The organism is Neobacillus rhizosphaerae, assembly GCF_050477885.1.
GTDB classification, from domain to species: Bacteria; Bacillota; Bacilli; order Bacillales; family Cytobacillaceae; genus Neobacillus; species Neobacillus rhizosphaerae_A.
In genome coordinates this window covers 47,927-66,440 of record NZ_JBCNAC010000123.1, presented here as the reverse complement: position 1 = coordinate 66,440, position 18,514 = coordinate 47,927, and the positions used below count along the sequence as shown (strand labels likewise).

The 18,514-nt window shown below is 37.7% G+C and carries 19 protein-coding genes; 16 read left to right on the top strand and 3 right to left on the bottom strand.

From position 1 onward, the window contains the following. Nucleotides 1-27 precede the first annotated feature (27 nt). Nucleotides 28-561, bottom strand: coding sequence for a hypothetical protein (locus ABES03_RS17560; RefSeq protein ID WP_430119032.1), 534 nt, complete (start codon nucleotides 559-561; stop codon nucleotides 28-30). 1 nt (nucleotide 562) lies between these two features. Then, a complete protein-coding gene (locus ABES03_RS17555) occupies nucleotides 563-1,027 on the bottom strand; it encodes a CBO0543 family protein (protein WP_430119030.1) in 465 nt (154 codons plus the stop codon). 231 nt (nucleotides 1,028-1,258) lie between these two features. On the opposite strand from ABES03_RS17555, the gene ABES03_RS17550 reads away from it, so the two are divergent. The 3 genes from ABES03_RS17550 to ABES03_RS17540 all read left to right on the top strand — a co-directional run bounded on the left by ABES03_RS17550 (nucleotide 1,259) and on the right by ABES03_RS17540 (nucleotide 5,099). Beyond that, nucleotides 1,259-2,521, top strand: a complete 1,263-nt coding sequence (locus tag ABES03_RS17550; protein ID WP_430119028.1) for a glycosyl hydrolase family 18 protein — start codon at nucleotides 1,259-1,261, stop codon at nucleotides 2,519-2,521. A 220-nt stretch (nucleotides 2,522-2,741) separates the two neighbouring features. Beyond that, nucleotides 2,742-4,256 carry a D-alanyl-D-alanine carboxypeptidase/D-alanyl-D-alanine endopeptidase gene (gene dacB / locus ABES03_RS17545; RefSeq protein ID WP_430119026.1) on the top strand — a complete coding sequence of 505 codons (1,515 nt, stop codon included), beginning with the start codon at nucleotides 2,742-2,744 and terminating at the stop codon, nucleotides 4,254-4,256. A gap of 120 nt (nucleotides 4,257-4,376) precedes the next feature. Next, nucleotides 4,377-5,099, top strand: coding sequence for a CBS domain-containing protein (locus ABES03_RS17540; protein WP_430119024.1), 723 nt, complete (start codon nucleotides 4,377-4,379; stop codon nucleotides 5,097-5,099). A 41-nt stretch (nucleotides 5,100-5,140) separates the two neighbouring features. Here the strand turns inward: ABES03_RS17540 and ABES03_RS17535 are convergent, their stop codons facing one another. Beyond that, on the bottom strand, nucleotides 5,141-5,881 hold the full coding sequence (locus ABES03_RS17535; protein ID WP_430119022.1) for a hypothetical protein: 741 nt from the start codon (nucleotides 5,879-5,881) through the stop codon (nucleotides 5,141-5,143). Nucleotides 5,882-6,064: 183 nt separating this feature from the next. Between ABES03_RS17535 and ABES03_RS17530 the strand changes: the two genes are divergently transcribed. From ABES03_RS17530 to ABES03_RS17470, 13 genes are all read left to right on the top strand, one after another. Continuing rightward, nucleotides 6,065-7,147 (top strand): ABC transporter substrate-binding protein, encoded by a 1,083-nt coding sequence (locus tag ABES03_RS17530; protein ID WP_430119020.1) that lies wholly within the window; start codon nucleotides 6,065-6,067, stop codon nucleotides 7,145-7,147. Then, nucleotides 7,137-7,985 (top strand): alkaline phosphatase family protein, encoded by an 849-nt coding sequence (locus ABES03_RS17525; RefSeq protein WP_430119018.1) that lies wholly within the window; start codon nucleotides 7,137-7,139, stop codon nucleotides 7,983-7,985. The genes ABES03_RS17530 and ABES03_RS17525 overlap by 11 nt, the downstream gene beginning before the upstream one ends. A 26-nt stretch (nucleotides 7,986-8,011) precedes the next feature. Further along, entirely contained in the window at nucleotides 8,012-8,827 is an 816-nt protein-coding gene (locus ABES03_RS17520; RefSeq protein ID WP_430119052.1) for an ABC transporter permease, read from the top strand. Then, the gene (locus tag ABES03_RS17515) at nucleotides 8,824-9,603 is read left to right on the top strand and encodes an ABC transporter permease (protein WP_430119016.1); all 780 of its coding nucleotides are present in this window, start codon (nucleotides 8,824-8,826) and stop codon (nucleotides 9,601-9,603) included. Before ABES03_RS17520 ends, ABES03_RS17515 begins: the two co-directional genes overlap by 4 nt. Next, nucleotides 9,600-10,604: an ABC transporter ATP-binding protein gene (locus ABES03_RS17510; RefSeq protein WP_430119014.1), complete on the top strand. Its 1,005-nt coding sequence runs from the start codon at nucleotides 9,600-9,602 to the stop codon at nucleotides 10,602-10,604. Before ABES03_RS17515 ends, ABES03_RS17510 begins: the two co-directional genes overlap by 4 nt. Continuing rightward, nucleotides 10,601-11,383 (top strand): DeoR/GlpR family DNA-binding transcription regulator, encoded by a 783-nt coding sequence (locus tag ABES03_RS17505; RefSeq protein WP_430119012.1) that lies wholly within the window; start codon nucleotides 10,601-10,603, stop codon nucleotides 11,381-11,383. Before ABES03_RS17510 ends, ABES03_RS17505 begins: the two co-directional genes overlap by 4 nt. Nucleotides 11,384-11,401: 18 nt before the next feature. Further along, nucleotides 11,402-12,406, top strand: a complete 1,005-nt coding sequence (locus tag ABES03_RS17500; RefSeq protein ID WP_430119010.1) for a histidinol phosphate phosphatase domain-containing protein — start codon at nucleotides 11,402-11,404, stop codon at nucleotides 12,404-12,406. Between the two features lie 147 nt (nucleotides 12,407-12,553). Further along, complete coding sequence (locus tag ABES03_RS17495; RefSeq protein WP_430119008.1) at nucleotides 12,554-13,990, top strand: histidine kinase N-terminal domain-containing protein; 1,437 nt, start codon at nucleotides 12,554-12,556, stop codon at nucleotides 13,988-13,990. Beyond that, nucleotides 13,987-14,559: an ANTAR domain-containing response regulator gene (locus tag ABES03_RS17490; RefSeq protein WP_308083738.1), complete on the top strand. Its 573-nt coding sequence runs from the start codon at nucleotides 13,987-13,989 to the stop codon at nucleotides 14,557-14,559. The genes ABES03_RS17495 and ABES03_RS17490 overlap by 4 nt, the downstream gene beginning before the upstream one ends. A 120-nt stretch (nucleotides 14,560-14,679) precedes the next feature. Beyond that, the gene (eutS, locus tag ABES03_RS17485) at nucleotides 14,680-15,021 is read left to right on the top strand and encodes an ethanolamine utilization microcompartment protein EutS (RefSeq protein ID WP_430119005.1); all 342 of its coding nucleotides are present in this window, start codon (nucleotides 14,680-14,682) and stop codon (nucleotides 15,019-15,021) included. Between the two features lie 21 nt (nucleotides 15,022-15,042). Further along, entirely contained in the window at nucleotides 15,043-15,540 is a 498-nt protein-coding gene (locus ABES03_RS17480; RefSeq protein WP_430119003.1) for a EutP/PduV family microcompartment system protein, read from the top strand. Between the two features lie 133 nt (nucleotides 15,541-15,673). Beyond that, the gene (locus tag ABES03_RS17475; RefSeq protein WP_430119001.1) at nucleotides 15,674-17,140 is read left to right on the top strand and encodes an ethanolamine ammonia-lyase reactivating factor EutA; all 1,467 of its coding nucleotides are present in this window, start codon (nucleotides 15,674-15,676) and stop codon (nucleotides 17,138-17,140) included. Then, on the top strand, nucleotides 17,137-18,513 hold the full coding sequence (locus tag ABES03_RS17470) for an ethanolamine ammonia-lyase subunit EutB (RefSeq protein WP_430118999.1): 1,377 nt from the start codon (nucleotides 17,137-17,139) through the stop codon (nucleotides 18,511-18,513). The genes ABES03_RS17475 and ABES03_RS17470 overlap by 4 nt, the downstream gene beginning before the upstream one ends. The last annotated feature ends 1 nt before the right edge of the window (nucleotide 18,514 follow it).

Below are 18,514 nucleotides of genomic sequence, written 5' to 3'. Positions count from 1 at the left end.
GCCCGAGTTCTTATCTGAACTCGGGTTTTAGTGTAGGGTATTTTTATTCATTCTACTCGTTTTGTACCGGTGAAAGGCAATTTTGCCTATTTTTAAAAAGATGATATAAGAGGTAAAAATAAAGGAGTAGGCAATTGTAGAGTACCCTAAGTTCCAATGGATAAATTTGAAGACATTCAGCTTTATAGAAATCCATTCCATTAAGAGTGATAAGCCTATCCAACCAAGAATCAAGAGGAAATTACGAATTCCTTGAAGCCTCAACTTATCGTAACTATACATAAAGAGATAGCCGTAAATAGTGTAATTTATCGTATCCATAATAAAATCAAAAAGGTCATACTGTTGGGTATCCAATGCATCGTAAAAGTTAAAAGGGTACTTTGAAGCTAAAATAAAATCAACACCTATGGACAAATTTGCATTAAATAGCATGAGGACAAACGTTAGAGCGGGTGGAAAATGTCTGGGTAGCTTAATAAATACAAAAGATAATACGATTAAACCAGTAAGTACCCATAATTCATTTTCATCAAATTTAATTGGCGTGCCAAAGACCACTTTAGTGAGTTCCTTTCGTGTATAAGTAAAATAGAAATTTTCGACAGCAAGCAGCTAGAAACAAAATACACCCCCATTCGATCAACGAATACCAGATTGACCATTTAACGAATTGAATGACTCCAACCCATTTTGACAGATATTCTACTCCTGTTATCAAAAAAGTCCACATTATAAATAAGCTGATTTTTTGAAAGATAGACTTGGTAGTCGCTAGATAATCAATAAATAATATGGAGAGTAAAGGGATCAAAAAGGAACGGTTCATAAATGAAGCCCAAAACATTTGGATATGCTCAGTAATTTTCATAACCTTCAGGTTTCCGGTTAAGATATCTAGGATATTTTGATTGATAGTTGAAACCAATAGGAAAATAGAAAAGATTTCGAGTAATGTAAGGTTATTTCTTTTCCAAATAATCGCTAAAAGGAACAATAGGAAAGTAAAAATGCACATTAGAAGCATCAAAGTTCCTCCAAAAGGGTAGTTTTTACCACTGTCATAACATTAAACAGTATTACCTGTTTCCAATTATTCCATAATCAGAAAAAAATTGATTATATTGACTATAATTGGCCCGCAAATATAGATTTAAAGAGAGACGAACTTGTCGAACTGCGAGTTCTCTTTTTTATTTTTATGTGAGTATATTCACTTTTTAGGACCATATGATGGTAAGTAAAGGAGCGTGATATTATGGCTGTTCATGTTGTAGTTGCTGGTGAAAATTTGTGGACCATTTCAACCTTATATGGTGTTTCTATACAAACGATAGTAGAACTTAATGGACTACCATCCGCTACTTCTATCGTGCCGGGCCTTGCCCTTTATCTACCGGATAACCTGCTGCCAATCCGTTCCTATCGAATAAAAGCGGGCGATCATATTTGGCAGCTTGCACAACAATTTAATTCAACTATAGAAGGTATTATGACTGCCAATCCAGGCTTGAATCCTAACCGTCTTATCATTGGGCAAGTGATTAATGTCCCTTCACTAGTAAAATTAGAAATAGCTACTCTTGGTTTTCTAGTGCCTTCGTCTGAAAGTGCAAATGTAATGACCCTAAATGCTCTGGCAGAACAGCTAACATATGTAGCTATTGTTGCTTATTCATTTACAGAAGAAGGTTATGCATTTAATCAAGTTGATGATGCTGGGATTGTTACGCGAAGTAAAGAATTGGGAATTGTCCCATTATTGATGATTAGAAATTATACAGGAAATGAATTTAGTGCAGAGATGGCAGGGAAGGTGTTAAAAGATCCTGTTTACCGAGCAAACATGGTTAAAAGTATATTCAATCTAACTGTTCAGAGAGGATTCGGCGGTGTCAGTATTGACTTTGAATTTATACCACCAGCCCAGAGGAATGATTTTACTAGTTTCTTAACAGAGTTAAAGCTTGCCCTAGGTGATCTAATTTTGCAGGTGAATGTACATGCAAAGATAGCTGATATTCCGACTAACCGCATTATTGGTGCTTACGATTATGCTGCAATTGGAAAAGTCGCCGACATTATAGCTGTGATGACGATTGACTATGGGTACCCTGGAGGACCGCCTGATCCAATTGCTCCGATTAATTGGATGGAACAGGTCATTCAATATTCTATTACCCAGGTTGAACCTCGTAAACTACAAATTGCCTTGCCGCTTTACGGGTATGACAAGGTGGTTCCTACACATGCTACCCGTGCTCTGTCTGTTCTTGCCGCCCAAAATCAAGCAATTGCAAATGGGGCGGTGATTGAATTCGATAATATGGCTAAGTCCCCTTGGTTTAGCTACTATCAGGGAGCTGAAGAGCATATTGTTTGGTTTGAGGATATTCGTAGTTATGTAGAAAAGTATCGGTTAATGGACATCTACCAGTTAGCAGGAACAACTTTTTGGCAAATAAGCCTGCCTGCACCACAAAATTGGGCGTATATGAGTAAAAATATTACAGTTTTGTAGGAGAGAGTGTAATAATACTCTGTTTGTTCGCCTTGAGAATAAGGTGATTTGGCATTTGTGCCATATTTGGTTGGTTTTGTATCATTTTTACTTGGTTTTGTGCCGGTTTATAGGTGTTTTGTGCAAAAATTGCCTCGTTTTGTGCCATTTTTAAAGTATTTTGTATAATTATCCTTTATTTAGAAAAAATACCCACCTTATTACTGAATCCAACATACAAATGGTACTATTTGGACAAACTCAAGGAAAAAGGGAAGGCTGGATTACGCTTGAAATTAAATTTGAAGATTGTATTATTCATCGTCACATTGCTTGGGGCAAGGGTCCTAACATACATGTAAATGCCACGAGCCCTCCCGCTAATATCACTGTACAGCTCAACCAATTATTGATGAAAGAGCCAGCTTTACAAGGTGCCATCGCAGGAATTAGTGTTCGGTCATCTGCGGGCGGGGAAGTCATCTATGATTATCAAGGCAATGTTCGGTTACGCCCTGCTTCTAATATGAAACTCTTAACGGCTGCAGCGGCTCTAAATGTTTTGGGTGAGGATTTTACTTTTGCAACGGAAATATTTGCAGATGGTCCTGTAAAAAAGAATTCTCTTGAAGGGGATCTATACATAAAAGGAAAAGGCGACCCAACCCTATTAAAGACTGATTTTGATCAAATGGCCGAGAACATTAAAAAGCAAGGAATCAAAAAAATAAAAGGAAATCTTTTCGGTGATGATTCGTGGTATGATGACGTCCGCTATTCATTAGACTTGCCTTGGAGTGACGAAACAGAACATTATGGTGCACAAATATCTGCACTTACAGCTTCTCCAACAGTAGATTATGACTCAGGGTCAGTCAAAATCGAAGTAAAACCGGGTTTAAAAGCAGGGGACAAGCCGACAGTGAAAATGACCCCGAAAACAAATTATGTAAAAATTGTAAACCTTGCTGAAACGGTCGCTAAGGATGGAAAAAAGGAAATCACGATTGAACGGGAGCATGCTAAAAATACAATTACAATTGAAGGGACTATTCCTGTAAAAGCAAAACCTGAAAAAGAATGGGTGGGGGTATGGGACCCAACCCTCTATGCCGTTACCCTTTTAAAACAATCATTTGCCAAACAAGGGATTTCCATAACGGGAAAAATCAAAACGGGCATGGTGCCTGACACCGCTAAAATTTTAACCACTCATCAATCTATGCCACTGTCCAAACTTCTTGTGCCTTTTATGAAGTTAAGTAACAATGGACATGCCGAAATTTTAGTGAAGGAAATGGGCAGGGTGGTTAAAGGTGAAGGTAGCTGGGAAAAAGGCCTACAAGTGTTAAACACAGAACTGCTGAAATTCGGCCTCAACCCTCAAACAATGGTTATACGAGACGGGTCGGGAGTTTCTCATGTCGACTTAATTCCAGCGAATCAACTTTCACAGCTTTTATTTTATGTTCAAAAGGAGAAATGGTTTCCTAGTTATTTAAATGCTTTACCAGTAGCGGGTGTCCGTGACAAAATGGTCGGAGGCTCTTTAAGGTACCGAATGAAAGGGCCGAATACCCTTGGAAAAGTGAAAGCCAAAACAGGTACCATTTCAACAGTAAGTTCGCTTTCTGGATATGTAAAAACCAAAAGCGGGCAAACTCTTATTTTTTCCATCCTATTAAACAATATGATAGATGAAATGAAGGGGAAGAAAATCGAGGAACAGATTGTGACCATACTGTCAAATCAATAATTTTACATGCAAATAAAAAGGGGAAACATAAATTTCTTGTAAATAACAAGTATTGATTTTACTATAAAAATGGTGGATAAATAATATAAAAAAGCAATTAAATGGGAGAGCTATTTTTATATGAATAAAAAACAGAGTCCGTTACTCTCGGAGCGTTTTGAGGTAGCTTTTAATCAAGTACATGATGCACTGAGGGATATCGTACAGATTAAAGATGATAGATTCGTGGTATTGGTAAAGGTTGGCGCTAAAAAATATCAAATGATTGACACCTATAAAAAGGACTTAGAACAATATGCTAGACTTCGTAATGCCATTGTTCATGAAAAAATGGAGGTTGGTTTTTATATTGCTGAGCCAAATGCCAAGGTGGTCTCTCATATAGAAAGAATTGCCAACGTGTTTAGCCGGCCTAATTACGCACTAACTATTGCAACGAAAAATGTGGTTTTCTTTGATTACCAAGATAGTATTTTAAAAGTAACTACAGCTATTAAAGAGCACGGCTATTCAAAATTTCCAATTTATAAAAATAAAACATGTAACGGTCTTCTGACAGCAGGGTCAATTGTAAAATGGATGGCACAAAATATGGAAAATAGTATGGTGAACTTATCTGACATCCATGTTTCCGACATTATGATGTACGAAAAGGAACACCCAATCGAAATCGTAGCTAAAGATATAAACATTTTTGAGGTAGAAAATATTTTTGAACAGGCACATAAAAAGAAGCGAAAGCTAGAGGGTGTAATAATCACTGAGAATGGAAAAGCAGATGAGGCACCGCTTGGAATCATTACAGCATGGGATCTTATTGAAATCGATTATACAGTTGATTGAGGAGAAGGAGCATACCACAGTGGCATGCTCCTCCTTTATTATCAAAAATCAAACTCGCTTAACTGGTCCATATGGCTGGCGATCATCGCAATAATGGTACTTGCTTCTTCCTTACTAAAAATAAAATGAGATTCATCTTTAATTAACTCTTCATCAGTTGTCCAAATCCGGTTAATTCGTTTGAGGACACCATCTCCGGTTTCTTGTACTACTCCAAATTGATAGGTAACTTCGACTTCATCCTCATGCTTAAAGGCAGTTACCTCTGGTGTCGACCATTCCACATCGATTTCTTCAAAAATATTGTCATCATTAAGTTGCTCTGCTTCGTAGTATTCATCGTTGTTATCTTCATCAATGGTTTGGTATATAACATCGGTTTCAAACTCATCATCACCATCATCACATTCTTCAGAAGTGTTGAGATAAACTCCATCATCTGTATAGTGATCATCGTCGTTCATATAATCATGGAGGCTCTCATGAACCTCTTGAATGATTTCCTCAATGTCAGAAAGGATGATCTTCGCTGTATGCCCACTGTCAACGTCGAAAGTATCAATATAAAATTCCTCGTTTTGCGGGTCAAAGAACAAGGTGCAGAAATAATCACGATCAAGTTCTTCGGTATCAACATCTGCCGTATCGACGAAAAACTCGATTCTTGGATGTTTGGCAGCTCTTTCAATTGTCATTTGGCCAACTTGATCATATTCTTCACAAATAGACTCAAGATGATCCTGTAATTCCCCACATACTCTGTCAAACCATTCTAATGACATCAAACATCCCATCCTTTCAATCTTTATCGAGGTTATTATTGCCAAATAAATTATTAAATAAACAAAAACATCCGTTAGGCCAATATTTTAAATATTTAGAAATTTACTGGTATGTTTTTTGTGGTCTTGTATATATTCATGATAGAAACAAAAGTCATTCAAAAAATAAAAGGGGGCATTCAAATGAAAATCAAACATCTCTGGAAGAGTATATTCATCACAGTTTTGTCGATAAACATTTTGGCAGCTTGTTCATCTGGGACAAAAGAAGAAGTAAAAACCGACCTTCCGTTAGATGAGATTATTCAGAAGGCAAAAAAAGAGGGGAAAATTAATTCACTTGCTATGCCAGACACCTGGGCCAATTGGAAAGAAACTTGGGAAGAACTTTCTAGTGAATACGGCTTAAAACATAAAGATACAGATATGTCTAGTGCGGAAGAGCTAGCAAAGTTTGAAGCCGATAAAGAAAATGCAAGTGGAGATATTGGGGATGTAGGAATTGCTTTTGGTCCGATTTCTGTAGAAAAAGGTTTGACCATTCCCTATAAAACTTCTTATTGGAATGATATCCCGGATTGGGCAAAAGATGATAAGGGAAACTGGATTGTTGGGTACACTGGAACCATTGCTTTTCTAACTGATAAAAACAAAGTGGAAAATCCACCAACTTCATGGGATGACCTTAAAAATGGAGATTATAAAGTGAGTATTGGGGACGCATTGGTGGCAAGTCAAGCACAGTTTGCTATTCTTGCAGCCGCTTATGCATACGGTGGTGATGAAAAGAATCTGCAGCCTGGTATTGATTTCTATGCTGAATTAGCAAAGAAAGGCCGTTTATCTGGGGAGCCAAGTGTGGCAAATATTGAAAAAGGTGAGATTGAAGTTGCTATTCTTTGGGACTTTAATGCGCTAGGTTATAGTAGTCAAATTGATAAGAATCGATTTGAAATTACCATTCCAAAAGAAGCATCTGTTACATCAGGTTACGCGACTGTCATTAACAAATACGCCAAACACCCATATGCCGCTATGTTAACACGTGAATATATTTTATCTGATGCAGGACAGGAAAATCTTGCAAAAGGGTTCGCAAGACCAATCCGTGAAAACGCAAAACTGTCCGATGATGTAAAGGCACTACTTTTACCAGATGAACTCTATAAGAATGCGCGTCCAGTCGGAGATCAAAAGGCATGGGCGGAGACAACAAAGACCATCCCACAATTGTGGCAGGAAAAGGTACTCATCCATGTCAAATAACCGATTGGTTTTAATTGTAATTGATGCCCTGCGTTTTGATACTGCTTGTTCACACATGGGTTTTATGCATCATCTTGTGGAAAATAAAAAAATTGCCCGCTTTGAAGTTCGTTCTGAATTACCCGCATTGTCACGTCCGCTTTACGAGACCATATTAACTGGAACTCCACCACATGTACATGGTATTACTGGCAACCAGGTTGTTAGATTATCTAAACAAACCAGCCTATTTCATTTAGCCAAAAGCAGCGGGAAATCAACCGCTGCTGCGGCTTATTATTGGGTTAGTGAGCTGTACAATCGTGCACCTTTCCAAAGGGGGGAGGACCGTATTCAATTAGATCAAGAGCACCCAATTGAAAATGGAATTTTTTATTTTGAGGACCATTACCCTGATAGCCATTTGTTTGCCGACGCACTTTGGCTATTAAAAGAAAAGGAACCCGACTTTTTATATATCCATCCAATGAATGTCGATGACGATGGTCATAAATTTACAGCTGATTCTGTTGAATATAGGAATCGTGTAATGGCCGTCGATGCTATTTTAGCCCAATTTTTACCGATTTGTCAGGAGCGGGGCTATGACATCATCGTAACGGCTGATCACGGTATGACAGCAGATGGTAATCATGGGGGTAACACGGTTGCGGACCGACATGTACCGCTATATATTTTCTCTGAAAAAGTAAAGCCAGGTATTTATAAGGAGGTTGTTTCACAGCTGCAAATAGCTCCTCTTGCCTGTCATTTACTAGGAATAGTAGTGTCAAAGGATATGGTGCCATTTCTTATTCCTGTAAAAAATGAGATAAAAGGAAAGGATTTGGTGCTGTGAGCAGAAAAAAGAATACCATTTTTTTAATGTTGCCCTTCTTGGCAATGGTTTTGTTATTCTTTATTGTCCCCATGCTCTATATGGTAATTAGTAGCTTTACGTCAGCATCTGCAGGAATCACAGTTGAACACTACAAAAACACATTTACGGATAGCTATATTTTGCAGGGTTTTAAGAATAGTATAACCTTGTCATTATTGTCTGCTTTTATAGCGCTTATAGCATCACTTTTATCTGTTTACACAATTATGCGCTTTTCGGAATCTTTAAGAGAAAAAATACTAATATTATCAAATCTCACTTCTACTTTTTCGGGCGTACCACTTGCATTTGCCTTTATTATCCTCCTTGGAAATAGTGGTCTCTTCACCCTTCTTTTTAAAAAATGGGGAGTAGATTTTTCATCTTCGTTTTCTTTATATAGCTGGAGCGGGCTGTTATTAGTCTATATTTATTTTCAGCTTCCTTTAGCGCTCATGCTGCTTTATCCCATATATTATGGAATTCAAGACCGATGGAAAGAAGCAGCTTCACTGCTTGGAGCATCACCTTTTGTTTTTTGGTGGAAAATTGGCATCCCAATATTACTGCCGGGAATTGCCGGAACATTTAGTGTTCTCTTTGCCAATGCCATGGGCGCTTATGCATCCGCTTATGCATTAACTGCAAGTAGTTATAATTTAGCCTCGATTAAAATTGGATCTTTGATAAAAGGAGATATTTTTGCACAGCCTGAATTTGCTTGTGCTATTGCAGTGTTACTTGGAGCGACAATGGTATCTGCCATGTTGCTAAATGAGTGGTTTATCAAGAAGTCTAGAAAGGATTTGGCCCAGCCATGAAAAGGTTTAATAGTTTCGTATTTGCCATTACCAGTTTATACCTGGCTTTGCCGATTATTTCAACTGCTCTTTACGCAATTTCAACTGAATGGAATAGAACTGTGTTTCCAGAGGGCCTAACACTAAAATGGATTTCTTCCTTATTCAATGATCTACGATTTATCGAAGCTTTTGGTAGATCAGTAATTCTTTCTGGAAGTGCGGTCATATTAGCAGTTATTCTAATGATTCCAGCTATATTAATTATTGTGATTTACTATCCTAAATATGAGAAGTGGATACAATCTATGGTAGTGATGGTCTATGCATTCCCACCTATCATTCTAGCTGTCGGCTTGATCAATTCATATTCGGGTACAGGCCTATCTATGGTCCTTATTTTGTTGGGTGCCTATGTAATTGGTATTCTGCCATTTATGTATCAGGGGACTCGAAATAGTTTAAGAAACTTTAATGCAAGAGAATTAATGGATGCTGCAGAGCTATTAGGGGCTGGAAAAATGGAGGCCTTTAGGCGTGTTTTACTTCCATCCATCTATCCAGGAATTTTCGTTGCATCAATCTTATCCTTTTCTGTTCTTTTTGGAGAATTTGTATTAGTTAATTTAGTGGTAGGTTCACAATTTGAAACGGTTCAAATATTTTTAATTGCCGTTTTAAAATCTAATGGTCATATTGCGAGTGCAGTTGTTTTAATTTATATCATTCTTATGGGGGCTACAACTGTTATTACTGCATTCTTAGCGAAAAAGTCGGAAGGGGTTACCCGCGGATGAGTTATGTACTGTTTCAGGATATAAAAAAGATATACAATGAAACAACTGTATTATCTGGTATTGACATGGAAGTGAATAGAGGTGAATTTGTTACACTTCTTGGACCAAGTGGGTGTGGAAAAAGTACCATATTACGTATCTTAGCAGGGTTAACAGAAGCAACATCAGGCTCTATCTATATTGATGGTAAGGATATGAGGAACGTCCCACCAATGAATAGAGAAATAGGAATGGTGTTTCAGTCCTATGCATTGTTTCCAAATATGACGGTGGAGGATAATGTGGCTTTTGGACTTAAAATGAAAAAGGTTCCACAGTCAGAGGTTAAAGAGAGGGTAGATCACATCCTAGATGTTGTACACCTTACTGAAAAAAAGGCCGCATATCCTAACCATTTATCTGGTGGCCAGCAACAACGGGTTGCCTTAGCCCGCTCTCTTGTCGTACGTCCAAAAGTATTGTTATTAGATGAACCCCTAAGTGCTCTAGATGCACAAATTCGCAAGCGGCTTCAAACAGATTTACGCAACATCCAAAGAGAGATGGAAATGACAATGATACTTGTTACTCATGACCAAGAGGAAGCAATGGCTGTTTCGGATCACATTTTTGTGATGAAGACTGGGGAAATCGCCCAGAGGGGAACACCAATTGACATCTATACAAGACCGGAGTCAGAATTTATTGCGAGATTTATAGGAAATTACAATATTATCCTACGAGAACAATTAGAAAAACTAATAGGACGTCATTTAGGGGATGATTCTGGAAAATTCGCCATTCGTCCGGAAGCTATTCATTTTAGCCAAACACCTTCATCCTATCATATACGGGCTGAAGCGATTGATTCTACGATGCACGGTAATGTAATTCGAACTATTTTTGAAGCGGAGAGTATCCGTTTTTCTTGCGAGCGTTTGCATCATGGGACAGGAACCTTACAAAAGGGGAAAATTTATGACTGCTTTATTGAGCCAGAAGATGTGGTGGGACTTAAATGAATGTGATAAAAGAAGAAAGACAAAAAACAATTTTAAAAAGGTTAGAGGGTGAGAAAAAAATCTGGGTCTCTAAACTTGCAGACATACTAGACGTGACTCCAGAAACGATTCGCCGTGACCTTGCCGAACTAGAAAATAAAGAACTGTTAACAAGGGTTCATGGTGGGGCGGTAACCTTTATTCCTTCTCAAAAGGAATTAGCTTTTCAACGTAAGCTCGATATGAATAGGGAGGTAAAAATAAAAATTGCAGCAAGGGCCGCAGAGTATATTAACAATGGAGATTTTATTGCTATAGATGTAGGGACAACAACCGTTCACATCGCTGATATGATACAAAACCTAGAAAATGTTACTGTTGTAACTAATTCAATTGCAGCAGCAGAAAGATTCAATTTGGCATTAGAAGAAAAAAGAATGACAGGGAGGGTCATAATGCTTGGTGGTATAACAAATCCGGAGCAATCTTCCGTTGCAGGAGCCATGACCCTTGAATTGCTTTCGCAAATGAAAATTAACAAATCGTTTATTTCATGTGGCGGAGTAACTAAAACGACTATTTATGAATATGACCTTGATGAATCACTTGTTTCAGCGGAGATGGTTAAACAGAGTACTTCCACCTTTTTACTGACAGATGATTCGAAAGTAGGTAAATCATCTTTTTTTTCCATCTGTTCTATAGATATGGTAAATGAAATTATTACCAATAAACACTGTCCCCAAGATTGGGTGAAATCACTAAATCGTAAAAATATTAAATGGACATTGATTAGTTAAGAAAGGAGGAATCTAGGTATGCTCATAGATTACCATGTTCATTTAGAGGAAGGGCCCTATTCTTTTAAATGGCTGGCACGAACAGCAAAGGCATTAGAAGCATTTCAGGGAGTCCCCTTTTCATCTATTGGTTCTAGAGGAAGACTTATAGAGCAAATAAATTCTTTACAAGAGCGTATGTCAAAGGGTTGTTATAGTGAAGAATGGTTACATTTATATTTACGTAAAGCAAAACAGTTGGGGATAAAAGAGGTTGGAATTGTCGATCATCTTTATAGATTTCGTGAAGCAGCTGATTATTTTTCCAAAAGAATGAATCTTGATCAGAATGACACCATTGGATCATTACAGAATTACTGGTTATCGAAAGTGATGAATGAAAAAATGGAGCATTTTGTCGAAGTAATAGTTAACGCAAAAAAAATATGGGAAAAAGAAGGTGTACATTTAAAACTCGGTCTCGAAGCTGACTATTTTCCAGGAGGGGAAGAAGAACTATCAAAATTGCTTGGGGACTATCCCTGGGATTTTGTTATTGGGTCTGTCCACTTTGTTAACGGTTGGGGGTTCGACAATCCAGAAACCATCCAAATTTTTAATGAATGGGACACGCTTACTTTATATACTCACTTTTACGGGACTGTAGAGAAAATGATTCGGTCAGGTTTGTTTGATTTTGTGGCTCATTTAGATAACTTAAAAGTCTTCAATGTACGTGCAGAAAACGAAGCATTTACCCAAACATGGCAGGAACGGATTGCCCAAGCTCTTATTGATACGGATACTGCAACTGAAGTAAATGCCGGTCTTTATTACCGCTATCCTGTAAAAGAAATGTGCCCGGGTCCTGATTTTTTATCAATTCTTGTCAAAAAAGATGTCTCATTTACTTTGTCCTCAGATGCTCATTTTCCAGATGATCTTGGAAATTATGTTGCCGAGAATGCGGGAGCACTAAGGGAGATGGGAATTAAGGGAGTTGCAACATTTGAAAAACGTAAAAGGATCATTAAACCGTTATAAACAGTCGCTGCCAATGCAGCTTCTTTTTGTGTTTAGAATATTATTACTTTCCAGAATCTTAAATTGACACTACAAATGATGATATATAAAATATTTATTATATTTAATATATTTAAATACTACTAGTTACTGACAGGGGGTAAATGGATGACAAATCATGAAATAAATGCAGTGTATTCCCTGTGTAAAATACATACAGATCTCTCAGACGATGACATTCAAAAGATAAATGATGTGGTACAGAATCTATCATTAATTGCTGATTTAAATCAAGCAAATGTTTTTATCGATTGTCCAACTAGCGAAAGAAAACATGCGATTGTCGTAGCGGAGGCTTCACCAACAACAGCTAAATCGGTATACAAATATCCTGTCGTCGGTAAGTTTGCCTATGAAACGTTTGAACCAGCTGTTTTTTATGCACTTCGAACAGGAAAGCCCATCTTCTTGAACCATGCGTTAACACAAGAAGGGAAAAAAGTAGAGCAGAGTGTGGTGCCTATTGAAGGCATAAATAACCGGGTGATTGGGACGTTAATCATGGAAAAAGATATCAGTGATAAGCTTCAAAATCAAGATAAATTGAAAACGTTAACAGAAGCAAATGAGACTCTAAGTGAGCTACTGCTCGGAATCGCTGAAAATAGTCCATTTATCCATGAAGTGATTGAAGAGTCCTTGTTTATTATAGACTCTGAATTACGAATTCAATATGCAAACCCGTCTGCTATGAATCTATTGTTGGAAATGTGTTCAAAAGAGTATAAAAATGGCACTTCCTTTTTAGAATGTTTTCCTAACTTACATGAGGTTTGTTTGCTTCCTGAAGAATTACTCATTCAAGAAGTAACTATAAAGAATAAAGTGTTTCAAATGAAAAAGATTGGACTGGTCCAAAATGATAATAACAGTGGTTCCTTCATTATTTTTCGTGATCTGACTGAACTCAGGGAAAAGGAACGAGAACTAACAGTTAAGACAGTTGCAATTCGCGAAATCCATCACCGTGTGAAAAATAACCTCCAAACTGTTGCAAGCCTATTGCGGCTTCAAATGAGGAGAGGAGTTCCAGAAGAAAGCAGGGTTCATTTTATTGAAAGTCTTAATCGGATATTAAGCATTGCCTCTGTATACGAAATCATCCTATCAAATTCTAGTATTGATGATGTTGAGATTTTTAGTTTAATTGAAAAAATAGGCAATATGTTGGTATTTAGTGATGACCATGATAGTAAAAATATTACAATCACATATTCAGGTCCTAAACTTTTAATAAAATCAAATGTTGCTGTCTCTGTTGCATTGGTCATTAATGAACTTATTCAAAATTGTGTTAAACATGCATTTACTGGATTAAGTGAAGGTGAAATTGCTGTAACCATTCAAAATCATACACCTATGATTAAAGTTCAAGTTCAGGATAATGGTATAGGGTGTCAGTCTACTATGAAGCCGTCTTTAGGTTTGGATATTGTAAAAATGATGATAGAACATGATTTATCAGGTGAATTTACTATCATTGGAACGAGTGAGGGTACGATTGCCACAGTTGAATTCCCCTTAGAAAGGGAGTATGAATCTTGAAAAAACGAATTATGGTAGTAGAAGACGAGTCAATCGTTCGCTTGGATGTTTCACTCATGTTAAAGGATGCGGGGTATGAGGTTGTTGCCGAAGCAGCTGATGGGGAAAAGGCTGTTGAATTAGCTTTTCAACTTAAACCTGATTTAATCATCATGGATATAAAAATGCCAAAGTTGAATGGGCTGAAAGCCAGTGAAATTATTTCTAACAAATTTGATATTCCTATTCTTCTTTTAACTGCTTATAGCCAAAAAGAATATATTGAAAAAGCAAAACAGGCCAATATTTTAGGTTACTTAGTGAAACCCATTTCTGAAGCCAGTTTAATCCCTGCAGTTGAGATCGCTCTAAGGCAGGCAGAAAACACAAGCCTTTACAAAGAAAAAGTAGAAGAAATGAATAAAGAACTGGAAAATCGCAAATTAATTGAAAAAGCAAAAGGAATTTTAATGAAACAATTGAATTTACCAGAAGAAACGGCTTACAATAAGATGAGAAGCATCAGTATGAAAAAACAGCTCCCATTGGAAAAGGTAGCAAAGTACATTCTCTTGAAATACCCCAGCTAGATTGATTGATTACAAGTAAATAAACATAAGCAATGGCGCTTAATAGATTTTATTTTTTTAAAAAAAATAAGGTCTATTAAGCATTTTTTGTCTTATAGAAAGAAATGGAGAGGTGTTCTCATGAGTGATGAGAAAAAGAGATTTATTCAAGAGTTTGTCCCTGGTAAACAGGTAACATTAAGCCATTTAATTGCAAATCCAGATCCAGATATGTTTGAGAAATTGGGTATCCAGGAAAGTGGTGCATTAGGAATCCTAACATTAACACCGAGTGAAACGGTTATTATTGCCGGAGATTTAGCAACAAAGGCAGCAAATGTAAAATTAGGTTTCCTCGATCGCTTTACAGGCAGCTTAGTGATTGTCGGGAATGTATCAGAAGTAGATATGGCCATGAGGGAAATCAACCGGTTTCTTGCGGATACCCTTCACTATACACCAGCGCAAATTACAAAGTCTTAATTTCTGAAAAGGAGAATACAAATGAAGAACAGAGCAATGTTGATCGGTTCAATTGGTGCAGGAAAATCCACCTTAACAAATGCTCTCCTTGGCCGAGAAGTAAAAGCGGTAAAAACACAATCCCTACTATATTTTGATTGGATTGTGGATACTCCTGGTGAATATAGTGAAAACCCATTTTTTTATAAAAATATCATGGCAACTGCTCTTGAGGTTACTCATGTCCTTTATTTACAGGATAGCACGAAGAAAAAGATGATTTTCCCTCATGGGTTTAGTACTGGGATAAATAAACTTCCTATTGGTGTCGTCACAAAGAGTGATTCTGATAAGGCAGATATCGAATTAGCTGTCTCCCTTTTAAAAAAGGTAATGGTGAACAGAGGGCCCATTGTGATTACATCTTCCCTTAAAAATGAGGGGATAGAGGAAATTAAAATGCTGGTGGGCATGAATACGATACAGGAAATGAAGGAGTATATCGACAATCATCCTTCCCCGTATATATTTTTTGAATGAAAGCCTTTACAGTATTCAGAAAATAATTTATATTATGGTTACACAAATGAATTTACAGGCAATGGCGCCTCTTTTAAACCATCTAATCTTGGATGGTTTAAAAGGGGCGTCTTTGTTTTTGGGGAGATGGGATATGAAATTTATTAGCCCACATAAAGAAGAAATGATCAGTGCTGGAATTGATATCGGAACGAGTACAACTAAAGTAGTGATTAGTAAGTTTACATTGATGAATATGGCTGGCGGGGCACATGTTCCTCGCATCGAGATTATTGATAAGCAGGTCGTTTATCGCAGTCCCATTTATCGAACACCACTTCTTTCTCCAACATCAATCGATATCGGGAAAATTGAGGCTTTAGTAAAAGATGAATATAAAAAAGCAAGGGTTGAGCCTAAAGATATTAAAACCGGGGCTGTCATCATCACGGGAGAAACAGCAACAAAGACAAATGCAGAAGTAATGATTCACCAGCTATCGGATCATGCCGGTGAATTTTTGGTAGCCACGGCCGGACCAGATTTAGAAGGGATCATTGCTGCAAAGGGTTCTGGTGCGTATGAGTATTCGAAATCATCAGGCAAAGTCACTGCTAATATTGATATCGGTGGAGGAACAGCAAATATAGCAGTGTATAAATCAGGGAGACTTTGTGGCACTTGTACACTCCATATTGGCGGTAGACTTATAGAATTTCATGGCTTAAAAATTAAAAGTATCTCACCCCCTGTGAAAAATCTGCTTACTCACTGGGGGACAATCATAAATGTGGGACAATCCATAAGTGTAAATGAAATAAAGAGAATTACTGATTTTATGGCTGGTGTAATTGCAAGGATGCTACAAAAGTCACTTACGAAAGAAGACCAATTCCTTTTATTAGGTCATGAACCTAATTGGCAGGAAGATGTAGAGGCTATTATGTTTTCAGGAGGAGTTGGTGAATGTATCTATCGTTATGAAGACGAGTCTGCTAACCCAGCCCAATACGATGACATCGGCATGTCACTGGCTGCTTCCTTGAAAGAAAACAAGGTCTTACATAAATGGTCATGGGTCAAGCCGGAGGAAACTGTAAGGGCAACCGTCTTAGGTTCAGGGTTGCAAACAACGGAAATCAGCGGGGCGACCATTGAGGTAGATAGTAGCCAATTACCACTTAAGAATTTGCCGGTTTTTCAAATCCGATTTGACAAAGATTTTAACGAGGTAGTGGATTCTATTTCGAAAAAAGTGACAGAAGCAATTGAACTATATGATCCCCAGAAGGAAGGTCAGAATTTTGCCCTATATTTTTCGAATCTACCCTATTTACGCTTTCGAGAAATTGACGCATGGGCAGAATGCATCCTTCAAGGGCTGAAGCAAAAACCTAATCGATCGCAGCCCGTGGTCCTTGTTTTAGATAGAGATTATGCAAAAGTACTCGGACAAACGATTAATCGGAAAGATCCTTCGCAATCGGTCATTTGCATAGATCAAATTACTGTTGAAAATGGTGACTATTTAGACATTGGGCGCGTACTAGAATCCGATGTCGTTCCGGTTATCATAAAAACCTTAACATTCCAGAATAAAGAAAGGAGGACTTTCAGGTGAGATTAAAGACGAATTATTTCGGCACAGTCTACCAATTTTCCTCATTAAAGGACTTATTTGCAAAAGCAAACGAAGAAAAATCAGGTGACCGCTTAGCAGGTCTTTCAGCAGAAACCGTACAAGAGCGAATAGCTGCAAAGGAAGTATTAAGCAACCTAACACTTCATGATATTAGGGAGAACCCACTACTATCTCCTGATGAAGATGAAGTCTCACGCATTATTGAAGGTCAAATCAATGAACCAATTTATCAATCGATTAAAAATTGGTCCGTTTCCGAGCTTAGGGAGTATATCCTAAATGATACAACCACTGGTGAAGATTTAAAGCGGTTAAGCAGAGGATTAAATAGTGAGATGATCGCTGCAGTTGCGAAAATCATGTCCAATTTAGACCTGGTTCATGCAGCAAACAAGATTGAGATTCTATCAAAATGTAATATTACGATTGGTCAACAAGGGGTGCTTGCTTCAAGACTACAGCCTAACCATCCAACAGACAATGTTGAGGGAATGATGGCATCAATGAAAGAAGGTCTTTCCTATGGAATTGGTGATGCGGTCATTGGAATCAACCCCGTGGATGATTCAGTAGAGAGTGTAAAGAGACTGCTACACGCAACCCATGACTTCATTCAAAAATGGGAAATACCGACACAAAACTGTGTGCTAGCTCATGTCACTGCTCAGATGAAAGCACTTCAGCAAGGAGCTCCTGCAGATATGATTTTCCAAAGTATCGCAGGAACCGAAGCCGCTAACCGTTCATTTGGTATTACTGCTTCCCTTCTAGAAGAAGCCAATGAAATGGCTAAGGTATATGGAACTGGAACAGGGCCACAGCGTATGTATTTTGAAACGGGTCAAGGCTCTGAGTTATCGGCAGAGGCACATTATGGCATCGATCAAATGACCTTAGAATCACGTAATTATGGCTTTGCTCGATACTTTGATCCATATATCGTAAACACAGTGGTTGGCTTTATTGGGCCAGAATATTTGTACAACAATAAACAGGTAATCCGAGCAGGGTTAGAAGACCACTTTATGGGCAAAATGCATGGGATTCCGATGGGAGTAGATATTTGTTATACAAACCATATAAAAGCAGATCAAAATGATATTGAGGATTTAGGTGTGCTGTTAACCGCTGCTGGAGTGAATTTCATCATTGCTGCACCAATGGGTGATGATTGCATGTTGAATTACCAGTCCTTAAGTTATCACGATGTGGCAACCTTAAGACAAACATTGAATAAGCGCCCTGCTCCATTGTTCGAAGAGTGGCTTGAAAAGATGGGGATTTTTGAAAATGGAAAGTTAAGCAAAAAAGCAGGAGATCCAACTATTTTTTCGAGGGTAGGAGGTGTATAGA